This is a genomic window from Actinomadura parmotrematis, assembly GCF_019458805.1.
In the GTDB taxonomy this organism is placed as follows: domain Bacteria; phylum Actinomycetota; class Actinomycetes; order Streptosporangiales; family Streptosporangiaceae; genus Spirillospora; species Spirillospora parmotrematis.
Map to the genome: position 1 here is coordinate 229,254 of NZ_JAIBOA010000001.1, position 17,019 is coordinate 246,272.

The 17,019-nt window shown below is 75.3% G+C and carries 16 protein-coding genes; 7 read left to right on the forward strand and 9 right to left on the reverse strand.

The window, feature by feature from the left end; translation table 11 throughout:
• Nucleotides 1–17: 17 nt before the first annotated feature.
• Nucleotides 18–605 (forward strand): Uma2 family endonuclease, encoded by a 588-nt coding sequence (locus tag K1Y72_RS01075; RefSeq protein ID WP_258571735.1) that lies wholly within the window; start codon nt 18–20, stop codon nt 603–605.
• 21 nt (nt 606–626) lie between these two features.
• Here K1Y72_RS01075 and K1Y72_RS01080 read toward each other — a convergent pair whose 3' ends face one another.
• The 6 genes from K1Y72_RS01080 to K1Y72_RS01105 all read right to left on the reverse strand — a co-directional run bounded on the left by K1Y72_RS01080 (nt 627) and on the right by K1Y72_RS01105 (nt 6,289).
• Complete coding sequence (locus tag K1Y72_RS01080) at nt 627–992, reverse strand: hypothetical protein (protein ID WP_220162304.1); 366 nt, start codon at nt 990–992, stop codon at nt 627–629.
• Complete coding sequence (locus K1Y72_RS01085; RefSeq protein WP_258571736.1) at nt 992–1,885, reverse strand: D-alanyl-D-alanine carboxypeptidase family protein; 894 nt, start codon at nt 1,883–1,885, stop codon at nt 992–994. The genes K1Y72_RS01080 and K1Y72_RS01085 overlap by 1 nt, the downstream gene beginning before the upstream one ends.
• Nucleotides 1,886–1,984: 99 nt before the next feature.
• On the reverse strand, nt 1,985–2,911 hold the full coding sequence (locus K1Y72_RS01090) for a D-alanyl-D-alanine carboxypeptidase family protein (RefSeq protein WP_220162305.1): 927 nt from the start codon (nt 2,909–2,911) through the stop codon (nt 1,985–1,987).
• Nucleotides 2,912–2,993: 82 nt separating this feature from the next.
• Nucleotides 2,994–3,629 (reverse strand): hypothetical protein, encoded by a 636-nt coding sequence (locus tag K1Y72_RS01095; protein ID WP_220162306.1) that lies wholly within the window; start codon nt 3,627–3,629, stop codon nt 2,994–2,996.
• Nucleotides 3,630–3,633: 4 nt separating this feature from the next.
• Entirely contained in the window at nt 3,634–5,034 is a 1,401-nt protein-coding gene (locus K1Y72_RS01100; protein WP_220162307.1) for a selenium-binding protein SBP56-related protein, read from the reverse strand.
• Between the two features lie 13 nt (nt 5,035–5,047).
• Nucleotides 5,048–6,289 (reverse strand): sulfite oxidase, encoded by a 1,242-nt coding sequence (locus K1Y72_RS01105; RefSeq protein ID WP_220162308.1) that lies wholly within the window; start codon nt 6,287–6,289, stop codon nt 5,048–5,050.
• Nucleotides 6,290–6,380: 91 nt separating this feature from the next.
• Here K1Y72_RS01105 and K1Y72_RS01110 point away from each other — a divergent pair, with 91 nt between their 5' ends.
• Genes K1Y72_RS01110 through K1Y72_RS01125 form a run of 4 tightly spaced genes read left to right on the forward strand, consistent with a single transcriptional unit; the run spans nt 6,381 to nt 10,138 of the window.
• Nucleotides 6,381–7,307, forward strand: a complete 927-nt coding sequence (locus tag K1Y72_RS01110) for an AAA family ATPase (protein WP_372452817.1) — start codon at nt 6,381–6,383, stop codon at nt 7,305–7,307.
• A 4-nt stretch (nt 7,308–7,311) separates the two neighbouring features.
• Nucleotides 7,312–8,409 carry a vWA domain-containing protein gene (locus tag K1Y72_RS01115; RefSeq protein ID WP_308286831.1) on the forward strand — a complete coding sequence of 366 codons (1,098 nt, stop codon included), beginning with the start codon at nt 7,312–7,314 and terminating at the stop codon, nt 8,407–8,409.
• Nucleotides 8,402–9,541, forward strand: coding sequence for an XdhC family protein (locus tag K1Y72_RS01120; RefSeq protein WP_220162310.1), 1,140 nt, complete (start codon nt 8,402–8,404; stop codon nt 9,539–9,541). Before K1Y72_RS01115 ends, K1Y72_RS01120 begins: the two co-directional genes overlap by 8 nt.
• Before the next feature lie 9 nt (nt 9,542–9,550).
• Nucleotides 9,551–10,138, forward strand: coding sequence for a nucleotidyltransferase family protein (locus K1Y72_RS01125; protein ID WP_220162312.1), 588 nt, complete (start codon nt 9,551–9,553; stop codon nt 10,136–10,138).
• Nucleotides 10,139–10,158: 20 nt separating this feature from the next.
• Here K1Y72_RS01125 and K1Y72_RS01130 read toward each other — a convergent pair whose 3' ends face one another.
• Both K1Y72_RS01130 and K1Y72_RS01135 read right to left on the reverse strand, forming a co-directional pair.
• Entirely contained in the window at nt 10,159–11,376 is a 1,218-nt protein-coding gene (locus K1Y72_RS01130; RefSeq protein WP_220162314.1) for a DUF6986 family protein, read from the reverse strand.
• Nucleotides 11,377–11,461: 85 nt separating this feature from the next.
• Complete coding sequence (locus K1Y72_RS01135) at nt 11,462–12,391, reverse strand: oxamate carbamoyltransferase subunit AllH family protein (RefSeq protein WP_220162317.1); 930 nt, start codon at nt 12,389–12,391, stop codon at nt 11,462–11,464.
• Nucleotides 12,392–12,577: 186 nt separating this feature from the next.
• Between K1Y72_RS01135 and K1Y72_RS01140 the strand changes: the two genes are divergently transcribed.
• A complete protein-coding gene (locus K1Y72_RS01140; protein ID WP_220162319.1) occupies nt 12,578–14,266 on the forward strand; it encodes a PucR family transcriptional regulator in 1,689 nt (562 codons plus the stop codon).
• 150 nt (nt 14,267–14,416) lie between these two features.
• Complete coding sequence (locus K1Y72_RS01145; protein WP_220162321.1) at nt 14,417–15,883, forward strand: uracil-xanthine permease family protein; 1,467 nt, start codon at nt 14,417–14,419, stop codon at nt 15,881–15,883.
• On the opposite strand, the gene K1Y72_RS01150 is transcribed toward K1Y72_RS01145, so the two are convergent.
• The gene (locus K1Y72_RS01150) at nt 15,844–16,674 is read right to left on the reverse strand and encodes a polysaccharide deacetylase family protein (protein ID WP_220162323.1); all 831 of its coding nucleotides are present in this window, start codon (nt 16,672–16,674) and stop codon (nt 15,844–15,846) included. The two genes, K1Y72_RS01145 and K1Y72_RS01150, sit on opposite strands and share 40 nt — an antisense overlap.
• Nucleotides 16,675–17,019 lie beyond the last annotated feature (345 nt).

Here is a 17,019-nt window from a genome sequence, read left to right on the forward strand (position 1 = left end):
CAGCAGAAAGTCACCACATGGACGCCTCGTCGCTGCCAGACTGGGTCATCCCCCCGCCGGGCGGCTTCACCGCCGATGACTTTCTCGCCATGCGCGGTCTGCCCCGGCACACGGAGCTGATCGACGGGAGCCTCGTCTTCGTGAGCCCGCAGGAGAAATGGCACGCCAGAGTGATCGACTTGCTGCGTGCCGAGCTCGACCGGCAGGCTCCCGATGATCTGCGCACCGAACGCGAGATGGCGGTACGGCTCGCCAAACGTCAGATGCCGGAGCCGGACGTTCTGGTGGTCACCGTAGACGCGTACGAGCGGGGCGACCCGTCCACCTACTATCTGCCGGAAGACGTGGTGCTCGCGGTCGAGGCGGTCTCGCCGGATTCTAAAGATCGGGACCGGGAGACCAAGCCGCTGAAGTACGCCAAGGCCGGCATCAGGCACTTCTGGCGGGTGGAGCGGAGCGATTCGGGCACTGTGGTGTACGTGTACGAGCGCGATCTGGAGAGCGGGCGGTATGCGCTCACCGGTATTCACCACGAACGGCTCAAGCTCGCGGTTCCGTTCGCGATCGACGTCGATCTCAGCCGCGTCGGGCGCCGGGCACGGTGAGGAACGCCGCCGGCGGGAGGGCTAGGCGCGGAACTCGCTGGTGTCGCCGTCGGTCCAGGTCATGGTGAAGGCGCCGGACTTCGGGGCCGGGGCGGTGCCGTCGAACTTGGAGGTGCCGCAGTCGAAGGTGAAGCGGTAGTCCGCGGCGGCCTTGGCGACCTTGCCGGTGCAGTCGAGGCTGGTCTTGAAGGTGAGGGCGCCGGCGGCGTCGACGGTGAGGACGGTGCCGCCGTTGCCGACGTCGCCGCCGGCGGCGGAGCGCCAGGTGCCGGTGAAGGGGGTCGCGCCGGACGGGCGGGCGTCCTTCTTCGGGTCGCCGCCCCCGCCGCAGGCGGCGAGGGGGAGGGCGGCGGCGAGCAGGAGCAGGGGGGCGAGGGCGGTGCGCATCAGTCGCGTGACTCCGTGGTCCGCAGGAGCGAGTCGGTGGGGACGCCGAAGCCCCAGTTGAGCATCCGGGCGGCGTCGTCGAAGCGGTCCGCGGACGTGGGGGCGCCGAGGGCCGCGCCGATCAGCGTACGCCGTCCGCGGGCGGCGGTGAACAGCAGGCAGTAGCCCGCCGCGTCGGTGAAGCCCGTCTTGACGCCCGCGGCGCCCCGGTAGGAGCCGAGCATCTGGTTGGTGTTGGTCCAGGTGTAGGCGCGGTGGGCGCGGGTCTTGGCGAGGCGGTGGGTGCGGGCGGTGACGGGGCGGCGGAGCGCCGGGTAGCGCAGGGCGGTCCGGGCCAGGCGGACGAGGTCGCGCGGCGTGGAGGAGTCGGCGGTCCGCGCCGGCCAGGGCAGCCCGTCGAAGTTGTCGTAGCGGGTGTTGCTCATGCCGAGGGACCTGGCGGTCCGGTTCATCTTGGCGACGAACCTCGGCCAGCCGGGCCCGTAGGAGTCGGCGAGCGCGTAGGCGGCGTCCGAGCCCGACGGCAGCAGCATCGCGTACAGCAGCCGGCGCGCCGTGAGGCGGTCGCCGGCGCGGAGGCCCGCCATGCTCGCGCCGTGCCGGACGCCGTAGTCCACGTAGGAGCGCTTGACGGTGATGGTGCGGTCCAGGTCGCCGGCGCGGACGACGACCAGCGCCGTCATGACCTTGGTGACGCTCGCGATCGGGTAGCGGGTGTCGGCGCCGCGCGCCCAGCGGACGCGGCCGGCGCCGTCGGCGAGCAGCGCGGTACGGGCCTTGACGCCTGCCGGCCCGGCGGCGGGGACGGCCGGGGGCGTCGTGGCGGCGGCCGGCGGGGCGGCCGCGAGGGGGAGGGCCGAGGACACGGCCACCATGACCCAGAGGTACCGCATGTCACCCTCCGTTCTGGACGGCTTGCAGCATCGCAACGGCGGCGGGCGCCCGCAACCGGTTCGGGAAAGGTCGCGGGCGCCCGGCGGGGGGACGGCGGGTCAGTCGACGTTGGCGCCGGACACGACGGCCGGCGGCGTGTACGCGGCGGCCGCCTTCACCCCGAAGCCCCAGTTCAGGACCTTGGCGGCGTCGGTGAACCGGGCGGCCTCGGAGGTGGTGGAGCTGTTCAGCACCACGCCGAGGTAGGTCTTGGAGCCGCGCTTGGCCGAGAACAGCAGCGAGTACCCGGAGGCGTTGGTGTGGCCGGTCTTCACGCCGATCGCGCCCTTGTAGGAGCCGATCAGCCGGTTGGTGGTCAGCCACGAGTAGGCGTGGTGGCCGCCGCCCGACGGCAGCGTGTAGGTGCGGCGGGCGACGACGGCGCGGATGTCGGCCTTGGTCATCGCGTAGTACCCGAGCCGCGTGAGGTCGCGGGCGGTGGAGTACGTCGCGGTGTCCGACGGCCAGGGCAGCCCGTCGAAGTTGGCGTAGTGCGTGCGCGTCATCTTGAGCGCCGCGGCGGCCTTGTTCATCTTGGCGACGAACCCGCGCCAGCCCGGCCCGTACACGTCGGCGAGCGCGTAGGCGGCGTCGCAGCCCGACGGCAGCAGCAGGCCGTTCAGGAGCTGGCGGGCGGTCAGCTTGTCGCCGGCCCGCAGCTTGGCCATGCTGCCGCCGTGCCGGACGGCGTAGTCGATGTACTTCTGCTTGACGGTGATCTTGCGGTCGAGGCCGCCGGCGCGCACCACCACGACGGCCGTCATCAGCTTGGTGATGCTGCCGATCGGCCGCTTGGTGTCGACGGCGCGGCCCCACTTCACCTTCCTGGTGCCGCTGTCGAAGAGGATGGCCGACTTGGCGTTGACGCCGGACGGCCCGGCCGCCGCGGCGTCCGCGGCGAGGGCGGGCACGGCGACGAGCGGCAGCGTCACGGCGCCGGCGACGGCCACCCGGCCGGCCCGGCGGGCGATGGTGGGCAAGGGCATCCCCGTTCACATAAGGCGCATAGACCACATTCGTGGTGGAACGAGGGTGCCAGTGCGGGGCCGTGCCCACAACCGGTTCCGATCAAGCCGTGATCAAAGTGACCGCGCCGGCGCCGACGAGCGCGACCGCCCACACCCGGTCGAGGTTGAACCAGGCGCGGCGGAGCACCGCGAGCCCGACGATCTCGTAGACGAGGACGGCGACGGCGCCCGCGACCGCGAACATCGCCAGGGTGTGCACGGCGGTGACGAACACCGCCGCCGACACCGCGCTCCCCGTCCCGGCGGCGAGGCCGTGGTCGTGGCCGGCGACCGGCGCGGCCCCGGCGTTCAGCACCGGCAGCAGCATGAGGCCCGCGCCGTGCGCCGACGACATCAGGAACGACCAGCCGGCGAGCTGCCAGAGCGAGATCCTCATGCCGACCCAGCGGAAGTGCCGCTGCGACAGCAGCCGCCAGAGCCCGAACGCGACGAGCAGGACGCCCCCGCCGATCGCCACGGCCCGCGTCGCGACGACCGAGCGGGTGAGCGTCACCAGCAGCGCGACGGCGCCGACCGACGCGGCGTGCCCGGCCGCGATCGCCGGGAGCGACTGCAGGACGGGCGCGCGGCTGCGCTCCTGCAGTCCCCGGGCGACCGCGAACAGCCAGCCCATCGCCGGGTTCAGGCCGTGGAAGGCGCCGAGCGCGACGAGGGCGGCGAGCGACCCGTCCTTCACCGGGTCACGGGTAGCAGTAGGAGTCGGAGGACGCGTCGCCGCCCTGCAAGCGGGTCTGGTGCGGGCGCAGGCCGCGGAAGTCGTCGCCGTGCGGGAAGAACCGCGTGTCGAAGGCGAAGCCGTCCTCGGTGGAGTCGAGCTTGGCCATCCAGGCGCCGACGCCGTCGGGGTAGAACTGGTCGTCCCACGCGCCGTAGAGGGAGTTGGTGACGTAGACGCGGCGGCCGTCGCGGCTGACCTCGACCATCTGCGGGCCGCCCGCGAGCGGCTCGTCCGGCGCCGCCGGGTGCGGCGTCCGGTTCACGATGCCGCCGATGCGCACCGAGCCGGCCTCGACGGGGTGGAACGGGTCGCCGACGTCGTAGCGCTTCAGCTCGCCGGTGCCCCAGCACGAGACGTACAGCCACCGGTCGTCGACCGACAGGTCGATGTCGGTGACGAGCGGCGGGACGGCCCCGAACGGCGCGATCACCGGCGGCAGCGAGGCGGCGTCCGCGGGTTCCGCCGGGATCGTGATGACCTTCGTCGCGGCCCAGGCGTCGCCGTCGCGGTGCCAGAGCCAGACCGACGCCGACAGGTCCTCGACGCTGACGACGACGCCCGCGAACCCGTACTGCTTGGTCGGGTCGTGCGCGGGCCGGAGCTCCAGCGCCATCTGGTGCTCGTCGCCGAGGTCGACCTCCTGGACGTGCTTGCGCTTCCGCAGGTCCCAGAAGTGCAGCTTGTGCCCGTACTTGCGGCCGAGCAGCAGCTCGCCGACCACGCCGTCCTCGATCATCGAGGGGGTGCCCCACTCGGAGCTGACGAGGACGTCGTGCGCGATGTGCCACCAGGCGTCGTAGGCGAAGAACTGCGGCCCGCGCTCGACCTCCCACTGCCCGAGCACCTCGAACGAGGTGTGGTCCAGCAGCGCGATCCCACCGGGACCTTCCCGGCCGTCCGCCCCGCCGAGCGCCGTCACGTACAGCCCTTCCGGCCCGCAGTGGACGGTGTGCGGGCGCGAGTACCCGGCGCGTCGGGCCAGGTCCTCGGCCTCGATGGTCTTGACGAGCCGCGGGTTCGCCGGGTCGTCCTTGGTGTCCAGGACGTGGATCCGCGAGGAGCGGAGGCCCGGCACGATCAGGTAGCGGCGCTCGACGTGCGGGTGCGGCGACCCGGGGCAGAGCGCGCTGCTGCAGGCGTTCCACCCGAAGTGGTGCAGCTCGTCGCCGAGGTTCGGCAGCTCCGACCAGCCGACGACGCCGCCGTAGGACGCCGAGTCCGGATCGACGTCCAGGACGGCGATGGCGTCGGGCTTGGCGGCGGCGCGGTCGAACGCCGCGACGTAGGCGAGCTTCTCCGGCGGCGCCGCCAGGGCGTCGCGCGGCGAGGGGTAGAACGTCGGGTCGGGCTTCCAGAGCGCCATGGGGGGAGGCTCCTCACTGAACCGTGATCGGGTGGCGCGCGACGGCGCCGAACAGGTAGCCGAGCGTGTTGTAGGGGGCGGCGTCCGGCTGGACGGCGCCGGTGGCGTCGGTGGCGCGGGCGAGCAGCTCGTGCCGGCCGGCCGCCGGGTGCCAGGGCGCCGCCCAGCGCACCCAGCCGTGCTCGGCGGCCGGGCCGTGCAGGCGGGCGCGCCGCCAGGTCGCGCCGCCGTCGGCGCTGACGTCGACGCGCCGCACCCGGCCGCCGCCCGACCAGGACCGGCCGTGCAGGACGCGCGCGTCGCGGGCCTGGACGGTGCCGTCCCAGGGCAGCTCGAACGCGCTCTTGACGTTCATCCGCGTGAGCGGCGCGCTGCCCTCGGGCGGGTAGTCGGGCCCGAAGAACCGGTAGTAGGAGGTGTTCCAGGGCGACGACAGCGGCTCGCGGGACACCTGGATGTCGCCGAGCCACTTGATGGAGGCGATGCCGACCCAGGACGGGACGACGAGGCGGGCGGGGAAGCCGTGGTCGGGCGGCAGCGGGCGGCCGTTCATCTCGTAGGCGACGAGGACGTCGTCCAGGGCCTTGGCGATCGGCAGCGGCCGCCGCACGTGCCCGAGGTTCCGCCCCTTGTCCACCCACTCGGCGTCCAGGCCGCGCGGCATGACGTCCACCGCGTCCTTGAGCAGCCCGGCACGTTCCAACAGGGTGGACAGGCGGACGCCGCGCCAGCGCGCGACGCCGACCGCGCCGAGCTTCCACGCGGTGCCCGACACCGTCTGGCCCTGCTGGGTCGTGTAGAGGCTGCGGCCGTTGCCGGTGCACTCGATGGACGCGGCGATGGTGTGCGAGGGCAGCGCGCGCAGGGCGGCGTAGGAGAACTCGACCGGCGCGTCCTCGGCGGGGGAGCGGCGGAGGCCGTCGCCCCACAGCTTGAGGCGCCAGGTGCGGGCGTCGATGGTCGGCGTGGCGGTGTGGTTGCGGACGAAGAACCGGTCGATGGGGGTGTAGTAGCCCTGGCCCGCCATGGCCTCCCAGCGCATCTCGGCGTTGGTGCCCTGGGGGATGAAGAGCTCGGGCGGCAGCGGCTTGACGATGCCGGGGACGGGCGAGGGGGCGGGGGCCGGGTCGGCGGCGGCCGTTCCGGCGAGGAGGGGGCGGGCGCCGAGCGCGGCGGCGCCCGCGCCGGCCGTCAGGCGCAGCAGGCGCCGGCGGGACAGCTCGTGGACCGTTGCGTCGGTCGGGTGGCCGTTCATGGCCCTGATGGTGCTGAGCCGGTGACCGAAAGTCAACTTTCCCTACTGAATTAGCCTGCTTTCCGCGGGCTAGGGTGGTCGGGTGACGCACATCCCGGCGGCCGCTCCCGCGACCGACCCGTCCGCCGACCCGGCCGCGGATCAGGTCCCCGCCTCGCCGGCCGCGCTCGCGGACCTGCTGGACGCGGCCGGCTACCTCGCCGACCCGGGCCTCGCCACCGCCTGCTTCCTCGCGCTCCGCATGGGCCGCCCGCTGTTCCTGGAGGGCGAGGCGGGCGTCGGCAAGACCGAGCTCGCCAAGACGCTCGCGCGGGTGCTCGGCGCGCCGCTCATCCGGTTGCAGTGCCATGAGGGGCTGGACGCCTCGCGGGCCCTCTACGACTGGGACTTCCCGCGCCAGCTCCTGCACCTGCGCGCCGCCGAGGCCGCCGGGGAGCGCGACGTGGCGCGCCTGGAGGGCGAGCTGTACGACCGCCGGTTCCTGCTCGCGCGCCCGCTGCTGCGGGCCCTGGAGACCTCGCCGAGCGTGCTGCTGGTCGACGAGGTCGACCGCGCCGACGACGAGTTCGAGGCGTTCCTGCTGGAGGTGCTGAGCGACTTCACGATCACGGTGCCTGAGCTCGGCACGATCCGCGCCGAGCGGCCGCCCGCCGTCGTCGTCACCTCCAACCGCACCCGCGAGGTGCACGACGCGCTGAAGCGCCGCTGCCTCTACCACTGGCTCGACCACCCGACCTTCGACCGGGAGGTCGCCGTCATCCGGCGCCGGCTGCCCGCCGCCACCGAGCGGCTCGCCGGGCGCGTCGCCCGCGCCGCGCAGCGCCTGCGCGAGGCCGACCTGCTGAAGCCGCCCGGCGTCGCCGAGTCGCTGGACTGGACCGAGGCGCTCCTCGCGCTCGGCGCCCGCGACCTGGACCCCGACACCGCCGCGCTCACCCTCGGCGCCGTCCTGAAGTACCGCGAGGACCAGCGGCGCGTCGTCGCGGACGGCCTCGCCGCGCTGCTGGACGGGGGCTGAGCGGGTGCGGGGGGCGACCGAGACGATGGTGGGGTTCGCGCGGACGCTGCGCGCGGCCGGCGTCCCCGCCGATCCCGAGCGGGTGCACGCGATGCTCGCCGCGCTCGGCCACCTCGACGTCCTCGACCCCGCCGGCGTCTACTGGGCGGGGCGGCTCACCCTGTGCGCGGGACCGGACGACCTCGCCCGCTACGACCGCTGCTTCGCCGCCTACTTCGCCGGCGAGGCCCCGCGCCTCGCGCCGCGCCCGCCGGCCGTCGCGGTGCGGCGCGCGGCGGCGGTCCCGGCGGGCGGGGCGCCCGGCGGGGCGGAGGGCGACGCGCGGGCCGCGACCGCAAGCGCCGTCGAGGTGCTGCGGGACCGGGACGTCGCGCGCCTCACGGCCGCCGAGCGCGCCGAGGTGAACCGGCTCATCGCCGCCCTGTCGGCGTCCCCCGACCTGCGCCGCTCGCGCCGCCTCGCGCCCGCGGCGCGGGGCCGCCTGGACCCGGCCCGCACCGTCCGCGAGACGCTGCGGCGCGGCGGCGAGACCGCCGTGCTGCTGCACCGCGCGCCGCGCGTCCGGCCGCGCCGCGTGGTGCTGCTGGTGGACGTCAGCGGCTCGATGCGGCCCTACGCCGACGCGCTGCTGCGCTTCGCGCACGCCGCGGCCCGCTCGGGCGGCCGCGCGGTCGAGGTGTTCAGCGCCGGGACGCGCCTCACCCGCCTCACCCGCGAGCTGCGGCACCGCGACGCCGACGCGGCGATGGCGGCGGCCGCGGCGGCGATCCCCGACTGGAGCGGCGGCACCCGCCTCGGCGCGGAGCTGAAGGAGTTCCTCGACCGGTTCGGGCAGCGCGGCCTCGCCCGCGGCGCGACCGTCGTCCTCGCCTCCGACGGCTGGGAGCGCGGCGACGCGGCGCTGCTCGGCGCGCAGATGGCGCGGCTGCACCGGCTGGCGCACCGGGTGGTGTGGGCCAACCCGCACCGGGCGCGCCCCGGGTACGAGCCCCTGACGGCCGGGATGGCCGCGGCGCTGCCGTACGTTGATGTCTTCACGAGCGGGCACAGCCTGGGTGCCCTGGAACGGCTCGCGCAGATCATCGGAGGGGCCCGTGCGTGACGTGCTGGCGGAGATCACCGGCTGGTACGCGGCCGGGCGGCCGTTCGGCCTCGCCACCGTGGTGAACACCTTCCGCAGCGCGCCCCGCCCGCCCGGCGCCGCGATGGCGGTGTCGGCGGACGGCGAGGCCGCCGGCAGCGTGTCCGGCGGCTGCGTGGAGGGCGCCGTCTACGAGCTGGCCCGCACGGTGCTGGAGTCGGGCGAGCCGGTCGTGCAGCGCTACGGGGTGAGCGACGACGACGCGTTCGCCGTCGGCCTGACCTGCGGCGGGATCCTGGACGTCCTCGTCGAGCCGGTCGGCCCGGCGACCTTCCCCGAGTTCCCCGCCGTCGCCCGGTCGATCGAGGAGCGCGAGCCGGTCGCCGTCGCCACCGTCATCGGCGGCCCGGGGCGCCTCGGGGCGCGCCGCGTCGTCTGGGGCGACCGCGCCGCCGGCAGCCTCGCCCCCGGCGCGCCGCACGCCGCCCGCCTGGACGCGGCGGTCGACGACGACGCGCGCGGCATGCTCGCGCAGGGCCTCACCGGCGCCCGCCACTACGGCCCCGAGGGCGAGCGGCGCCGCGACGACCTCACGGTGTTCGTGCACGCCTTCGCGCCGCCGCCGCGCCTGCTGGTGTTCGGCGCGATCGACTTCGCCGCCGCCGTGGCCCGCGTCGGCAAGTTCCTCGGCTACCACGTCACCGTCTGCGACGCCCGGCCGGTGTTCGCGACCGCCAAGCGGTTCCCCGACGCCGACGAGGTCGTGGTGAAGTGGCCGCACAAGTTCCTCGGCGAGGCCGAGGTGGACGAGCGGACCGCGATCTGCGTCCTCACCCACGACCCCAAGTTCGACGTGCCGCTGCTGGAGGTCGCGCTCCGCACGCCCGCCGGGTACGTCGGCGCGATGGGCTCGCGCCGCACCCACGACGACCGCCTCGCCCGCCTGCGCGAGGCCGGCCTGTCGGCGGGCGAGCTGGCGCGGCTGCGGTCGCCGATCGGCCTGGACCTCGGCGCCCGCACCCCCGAGGAGACGGCGGTGTCGATCGCCGCCGAGCTCGTCCAGCTCCGCTGGGGCGGCAGCGGCCGCCCGCTGACCGACACGGGCGGCCGCATCCACGCCGATCCGCCCGCCGGGCGCCGTCCGGGCGGCTAGGCTCGCGCGATGATCCCGCATCCCGCGCACCCGCCGGCCGGCCTGCTGCTCGCGGCGGGGGAGGGGAGCCGGCTCGGGCGGCCGAAGGCCCTGCTGGAGGTGGGCGGGGAGCGCCTGGTCGACCGCGGCGTGCGGACGCTGCACGAGGGCGGCTGCGCGCCCGTCCTGGTGGTGTCGGGCGCGGTCACCGTCGAGCTGTTCGGCGCCGTCGTCGTCCCCAACGACGCGTGGCGCACCGGCATGGGGTCGTCGCTGCGGGCGGGCCTGGCCGCGCTGCCGCACGGGTGCCCGGCCGTCGTCGTCGCGCTCGTCGACCAGCCGCGCGTCACCCCCGCCGCCGTCCGCCGGCTCGTCGCCGCGTTCGAGGACGGCGCGCGCGTCGCCGTCGCCACCTACGGCGGCGCGCCCCGCAACCCGGTGCTGATCGCCGCCGAGCATTTCACCGCCGTCGCCGAGGCCGCAGAGGGCGACGTGGGGGCCCGGGCGTTCCTGCGCGCGCATCCCGAGCTCGTCACGCCGGTGCCGTGCGACGACGTCGCCGCGCCCGACGACATCGACACCCTCGCCGACCTCGCCGCCTACGAGCGCGAGGGCTGAGCGGCCGGGGCGCTGACGGGTCAGGCGCCGGGGGGCAGGACGGACTCGTCGAGGGCGCCGCAGTCGACGGCGCGGCGCAGGCGGGCGGTGAGGGCCTTGACGGTCGCGGGCTCGTCCATGACGCCGCCGTCGCCCGCGGCCTGCTCGTGCCAGGCCCGGACGCGGCCGATGACCTCGTCCACGCCCGTCAGGTGGAAGCCGTAGACGGCCGCGTAGCGGCTCGGCAGGTGCGCCGGGTGCAGGTCCCAGCCCTGGTAGAAGCCGTGCGCGAGGGAGTGCCGGACGTGCGCGGCGTGCACCGCCCAGGCGGCGTTGACCTCGTCGGGGCCGTCGTTGCGGGGGACGACGTTGGTGGAGCCGTCCGACAGGCGGACGCCGGTGCCGGCGAGCGTCACCTGCATGACGTTCCGGGCGAAGTCGCAGGCCGGGTGGTCGAGGCGCTGCTCGGCGGGCGGCAGGCCGCAGGCGGCGGTGTAGTCGAACACCCCGAAGTGCGCCGCCGCCATCCGGCCGCCCGCGGCGTCCACGATGCCGCGCAGCCCGATCCGGCCCTCGTGGTCGATGACCGACTCGGTCGTCTCGACCTGCACCTCGAACCGCAGGATCTTGGCCGGCAGGCCGAGCGCCTCCTCCAGCCGGTCCAGGTACTCCGTGAAGAGCGCGACGTGCCCGGCCATGACCACCTTGGGGAAGGTGATGGTGAAGCCGCCGGGCAGGCGGCCGAGGCGGTCGCGGAGCGCGGTGAGGAAGGCGTCCAGGGTGCGCATCGAGCGCTCGTGCCCGCCGTCGGCGAACGACTTGACGCGGAGGCCCCAGTAGTGCGGCAGCGACTTGGCCTCGTAGGCGGTCGCGACGGCCTGCACGACCTGCGCGACGTGCTCGTCCTCCTCGGCGTCGGAGCGGACGCCGTAGCCGTCCTCGAAGTCGATCCGCACGTCCTCCAGCGGCTCGGCCGACAGCTTGGCCGCGACGCGCTCGCGCACCAGCGCGGAGATCTCCGGCTCCAGGCCGAACGCGGTGCCGAACGAGCCCGCGCCCGGCGTGTGGGTGTTGAGCAGGCGGAGGGCCTCGGCGCCGAAGTCGGAGGCCGTGGACGCGGAGAAGCGGTCGGCCGGGACGTACACGGTGTGCACCGGCTGGCGCCCGGTCGCCGGGCCCGGGAAGTGCTCGGCGTGCTCGTCGCGGACGGCGGCGATGCGTGCGGACAGGTCGTCGATCGAGGAGACGCTCAGGTTCACCCCGCCATGATCTCGCATGTCGGGACGGATTGGGCATCGGCCGTATCACAGGCCCGTTGCGGCCAGTGCGGGGGAGGGCCGCGGGTCAGGCGGGCGCCCAGTGCTCGGTGCGGGCGCCGAGCGCGAGCGCGGCCCGGCAGCCGGCGAGCACGCCGTGCGCGAGGTCGGCGCCCGAGGTGTGGCCGACGGCGAGCAGCCGCCGCACGGCGGGGGCGAGCGGGCCGAGCCGGACGGCGCCGCGGAGGACGCCCGCGACCTCGGCGCCCGCGCCGCCCTCGGCGGCGCAGTGCAGCAGCGTCGCGGCGAGCGGGGTCGTGCGGGTGCCGGCGTCGGCGGTGACCGCGGCGCCGAGCCAGTCGGCGAGCCACACCGCGCGCGCCCCGGCCGCGCCGAGCGCGCCGCCGGCGGCGCGGAGCGCGATGAGCAGCCCGGCGATGATGTCGTCACCGGCCGGGGTGAGGCCTGGGCCGAGGCCGACGATCCGCTCGGCCGCCTCGACGGCGCCCGCGAGGTCCCCGGCGGCGCAGCGGGCGGCGAGCAGCGCCGGATCGGGGTGGCCGGCGAGGCCGGTCGCGACGCCGTCCAGCTCGCGCGCGAGCTCGGCCGTGCCCTGCCTGAGAACCTCCGCGCCGGGCGCCGCCGCATCGGGCGCGCCGAGCGCGGGCCGCGGATCCCACCAGCGGCGGACCCGCACGTGCAGGGCGCCCGCCTCCACGCGCCCGTCGCCGATCCGCGCCTCGCCGCCCTCGGCGGCGTGCCGGAAGGGCCGGTCGCGGCGGCCCGCCGCGACGACGACCGCGTTCGGCGGCCGGGCGGCGTCGCTCGCCACGACGGCGAGCACGCGGGGCTCGGGGGCGTCGCGCAGCTCCAGGTAGACGGCGGCGGGGAACACCGCGAGCACGCGCGCCGTGCGGGGCGCGCCGGACAGCGCCTCGCGGAGGGCGAGGCTCGCCGCGCCCGCGGGGGCGGGGCGGCCGGTGCGCGGCCGGACGGGATGGCGGGCGAGGGCGGTCATGATCCTCCAGGGGGCCGGGGAACCGGGGCCTCTGGCAGGACGGTAGACGCGTCCGGCGGCGGGTCGTATGGAAAAACCTGCCAAGACCGGTTGTCTTCGTTGGCTCGACTTGTCAATGTTGATCATAAAGCGGTAGCGATCGGGTGAATCGGGGCGATGTCCACCAAGAGCGAGGTGACCCCTGGCATGAACCACACCCCCGCGGCGGATCAGGGCCCACCGGCCCTGCGGCTCGCCAGCACCGGCACCCTCACCCACGGCCTGCCGGTCGCCGAGGTCCTCGGCGCGTCCACCCTGCACGGCGCCCGGCTGGTCGCCGGGCGGGCCGGGCTCGGCCGCGTCGTGCAGCGGCTGAACGTCATGGAGGTCCCCGACGTCCTGGCCTGGGTGAAGCCCAACGAGCTGCTGCTCACCACCGGCTACCCGCTGCGCGGCACCCCGCAGTCGCTGCCCGGCCTGGTCGCCGGCCTGGACGAGCGCGGCCTCGCCGCGCTCGCCGTCAAGCTCGGCCGCTACCTGGACGCGCTGCCCGACGCGATGCTCGCCGAGGCCGACCGGCGCGGCTTCCCCGTCATCCTGCTGCCCGACGACGTCGGCTTCGACGACATCCTGAACCAGGTCCTCACCGACATCCTGAACCGGCAGGCGGCGGTGCTCGCCCGCACCGAGGAGGTGCACCGCGCGCTCGTGCAGATCGTGCTGTGCGGCGGCGGGCTGCAGGAGATCGTGGACGAGGTCGCGCTGCTGCTGGAGGTCGCCGTCGTCGTGCTGGACGCCGAGCGCCGGACGCTGGCGGGCGCGGGCCCCGCCGAGCACGTCGAGGCGATGCGCCGCGGCCGGGCCGGCGAGCCCGAGGCGGGGTTCCTCGCCGTGCCGGTCGTCGCGGGCGGCTTCGACCACGGCCGCATCATCGCCTACGGGCCGCCGGGCGCCCTCGGCCCGGCCGACCAGTCCATCCTGGAGCGCGCCGCGCTCGTCGCCGCGCTCGTGGTCACCAAGCAGCAGGCCGTCGCGGCGGTGGAGAGCAAGTACCGGGCCGACTTCCTGCGCGACGTGCTGTCGGGGCGGGCCGGCGGCGCCGACCGGATCGTCGCGCACTGCGCCGGGTTCGGCTGGGACCTCGACCGGCCGGTCGTCGCGGTCGTCGCCGAGCTGGACGGCCGGGCGGGCGCGGCGCCCGGCACGGGCGGCGAGGGCGGGCGCGGCCCCGAGGAGCGCGCCGCGCAGGAGCGGCTCGCCGCCGCCTGGACGACCGCCGCCCGCCGCCACGACCCGGGCGCGGCGGTGGTGAGCTTCGCGCACGAGGTCGTCGCGGTCGTCGCCGGGGACGGCGGGCGCGGCGGGGACGGCGCGGGGGCGGCGGACGGCGGCCCCGCGCAGGCCGTCGCCCGCGAGGCGGCGGCGCTGTTCGCCGAGCACCCGGCGGGCCGCCGCACCTTCTCCACCGGCATCAGCCGGCCGGCGCCCGGGCCGTCGGCGCTGCCCGAGGCGTACGAGCAGGCGGCGAAGGCGGTGCGCGTCGGCCGGCAGCTCCACGGCGACGGCGCCCGCGCCCACTTCGACCAGCTCGGCGTGTACCGGCTGCTCAGCCTGGTGTCGGACCCGGCCGAGCTGCACGCCTTCGTCCGCGAGACGCTCGGCGCGCTCGCCGGCGACGACGAGCCGGAGCTGGTCGACCTGCGCCGCACCCTCGGCGTCCTGCTGGAGACCAACCTCAACGTCGCCGAGACGGCGCGCCGCCTGCACTTCCACTACAACACGCTGCGCTACCGCATCGGGAAGCTGGAGCGGCTGCTCGGGCCCTTCACCGAGGACGCCCACCTGCGCCTCAACCTGACCCTCGCGCTGCACGTGCTGCGGATGCGGGGGATCTGAGGCGCGGCCGGGTCAACCGCTGGTGATCATCCTCACAGGGGGCGCCCAAAGGTGCGCCGCGGGCGCGGCGGATGATGCCGGTGGCCGCCCGACGGGGTAGGTCACCCTTGCCCGCAGGGGGCGAGGGCCGCGTGACGAAGGAGCACCCGCATGGTCATCGGCTGGAAGCTGCACGGCGACGGGAAGACGCCGCCGCCCGGCGAGGTCGTCCGGCCCGACGAGCGGCTGAGCTGGCCGCGCACGGTCGGCATCGGCGCGCAGCACGTCGTCGCCATGTTCGGCGCGACCTTCGTGTTCCCGCTGCTGATGGGGCTGGACCCCAACCTGGCGATCATGATGTCGGGGGTCGCGACGGTCCTGTTCCTGCTGGTGGTGCAGGGCAAGGTGCCGAGCTACCTCGGCTCCAGCGCCTCGTTCGTCGGCGCCGCGGCGGCGATCCGCGCGGGCGGCGGCGACACCGCGACGGTCACCGGCGCGATCCTGGTGTCGGGCGCGGTGCTGTTCCTCGTCGGCGTCGTCGTGCACGTCCTCGGCGGCGCGGTCGTGCAGCGGGTGTTCCCGCCGGTGGTGACCGGCGCGGTCGTCATGCTGATCGGCTTCAACCTGGCGCCGGTCGTCGCCGACACCTACTGGCCGCAGGACCAGTGGGTCGCGCTCGCCACGCTCTGCTTCGCGGTGCTCGCCTCGGTGCTGCTGCGCGGGTTCTGGGCGCGGATCTCGGTGCTGCTCGCGCTCGTCTTCGGGTTCCTGCTCTCCTGGCTGCTGGACGCGACGGCCGGCAAGGTGACGTCGGTGCTGCCGGGGCAGAACCTGCTGGACGCCGCCGGGAAGGCGTGCCCGAAGGAGGGCCCGTACTGCGTCGCGACGGCGTTCCCGCACGACCGCATCGACCTGTCGGCGGTGAAGGCCGCCGACTGGTTCGGGTTCCCGACCCTGCACGCGCCGGGCTTCACGACCTCGGCGATCCTGCTCGCGCTGCCGCCGGTCATCGCGCTCATCGCCGAGAACACCGGGCACGTGAAGGCCGTCGCGGCGATGACCCGCACCGACCTGGACCCGGTGCTCGGCCGCGCCATCGCCGCCGACGGCGCGACGACCGTCCTCGCGAGCGCGGTCGGCGGCGCGCCGACCACCACCTACGCCGAGAACATCGGCGTCATGGCCGCCACCCGCATCTACTCGACGGCGGCCTACTACGTCGCGGCGCTCGTGGCGATCCTGTTCGGGCTCTGCCCGAAGTTCGGCGCGCTCGTCGCCGCGACGCCCGGCGGCGTCCTCGGCGGCATCACCGTCGTGCTCTACGGCATGATCGGCCTGCTCGGCGCCAAGATCTGGATCGAGAGCCGGGTGGACTTCGGCGACCCGGTCAACCTGGTGCCGGTCGCCGCCGCGATCATCCTGGCGATCGGCAACACCACGCTGGACATCACCGACGACTTCCCGCTCGGCGGGATCGCGCTCGGCACCATCGCCGTGCTGCTCTTCTACCACGTGCTGAACGCCCTCGGCGGGCCGCGCACCGGGCAGGGCGGCGGCATCATCGCGCCGGGCGAGCGCGACGGCGGCCCCGCCCCCGATCAGCCGGGCGCGTCGCCGCCGAGGGAGGCGGGGATGTAGTTCTGCACGGCGGCCGGGCGGAAGCCCTGCTGGCGGATCCAGCCGAGGATCGTCTGGAACTGCTGGGCGAGGCCCTTGCGGTAGTGCATGAGCACGATGTCGCCGGGCTGGAACCCCTTGCCGGATCCGGTGCCCCGCGCGAACCCGTTGTAGCCGACGCCCGGCCCCGTCGTGCCGTTGTAGAACTCCGCCGACCAGATGAGGATCGACTTGATGCCGCACGCCTTGGCGGCCTGCCGCGTCGCGGTGTTGTAGGCGCCGAACGGCGGCCGGAAGATCTGCGGCCGGTACCCGTACTGGGCGGCGATGGTGTCGGACGCGCCGCAGATCTCGTGCTGCTGCCCCGCCAGGGACAGCGTCGGCATGTTCGGGTGCGAGATCGTGTGGTTCTCGATCTTCGATCCGGCGTTGCGCATCGCCCAGAAGTACTGGCCCTCGCCGCGCGTGTAGGTGGTGGTGAGGAAGGTGAGGATCGGCACCTTCTCGCGGCGCACCAGGTTGACGAAGTCGTTGTCGTACTCGTAGCCGTCGTCGATGGTGAGGAAGACGACCTTGTCGGTGGTGTCGATGCTGTTGATGACCACCGGCAGCCCGTCGGGGGCGGCCTTCGGCGGCGTCCACGACCCCGGCTTCGGCCTCGCCCACGCCTGGTCGGCGAGCACCGCGCCGAGCTGCGCGGCCATGGACGGCCCGGTGTCCTCGGCCTGCGCCCCGACCGCCGGCACGGCCGCCGCCGCCACCCCGAGCACGCCGGCCGCCACCGTGGCGACCACGGGCATCTTCCCTCGCATCGGCCTCTTCTTCCCCGCTCGCATCGATCGTCACGCACCCGCCGCATCCGTTGACGCGGCCCGAGCACGCCGGGTTCGCACCCGCGCCAGGGATATCTGACCATGAACGAGGCCCTCGTGGTGGAATGCCGCGCCCGCCCAATATTTCCCGCCGAAGCGCGCATGTCCCACCCGCCGCCACCACCACGCCCGCCGCACCCGAAGCCGTTCGCGGCGGGCCGGCGAACCCCCGGCCCCGCGCGGCCCGCCCGCAGAACCGACCCGGACCTTCGCCGCGCGCACCCGTGCCGCCGGTCGAGCGACGGCCACCCCGCCCCGCCGCCAACGATGACCGGCCGGTCACGG

Excerpts from the sequence above, each read along its gene's own strand:
- K1Y72_RS01075 (WP_258571735.1), top strand. The coding sequence starts at position 18 with ATGGACGCCTCGTCGCTGCCAGACTGGGTCATCCCCCCGCCGGGCGGC.
- K1Y72_RS01080 (WP_220162304.1), bottom strand. The coding sequence starts at position 992 with ATGCGCACCGCCCTCGCCCCCCTGCTCCTGCTCGCCGCCGCCCTCCCC.
- K1Y72_RS01085 (WP_258571736.1), bottom strand. The coding sequence starts at position 1,885 with ATGCGGTACCTCTGGGTCATGGTGGCCGTGTCCTCGGCCCTCCCCCTC.
- K1Y72_RS01090 (WP_220162305.1), bottom strand. The coding sequence starts at position 2,911 with ATGCCCTTGCCCACCATCGCCCGCCGGGCCGGCCGGGTGGCCGTCGCC.
- K1Y72_RS01100 (WP_220162307.1), bottom strand. The coding sequence starts at position 5,034 with ATGGCGCTCTGGAAGCCCGACCCGACGTTCTACCCCTCGCCGCGCGAC.
- K1Y72_RS01105 (WP_220162308.1), bottom strand. The coding sequence starts at position 6,289 with ATGAACGGCCACCCGACCGACGCAACGGTCCACGAGCTGTCCCGCCGG.
- K1Y72_RS01125 (WP_220162312.1), top strand. The coding sequence starts at position 9,551 with ATGATCCCGCATCCCGCGCACCCGCCGGCCGGCCTGCTGCTCGCGGCG.
- K1Y72_RS01135 (WP_220162317.1), bottom strand. The coding sequence starts at position 12,391 with ATGACCGCCCTCGCCCGCCATCCCGTCCGGCCGCGCACCGGCCGCCCC.
- K1Y72_RS01140 (WP_220162319.1), top strand. The coding sequence starts at position 12,578 with ATGAACCACACCCCCGCGGCGGATCAGGGCCCACCGGCCCTGCGGCTC.
- K1Y72_RS01145 (WP_220162321.1), top strand. The coding sequence starts at position 14,417 with ATGGTCATCGGCTGGAAGCTGCACGGCGACGGGAAGACGCCGCCGCCC.
- K1Y72_RS01150 (WP_220162323.1), bottom strand. The coding sequence starts at position 16,674 with ATGCGAGGGAAGATGCCCGTGGTCGCCACGGTGGCGGCCGGCGTGCTC.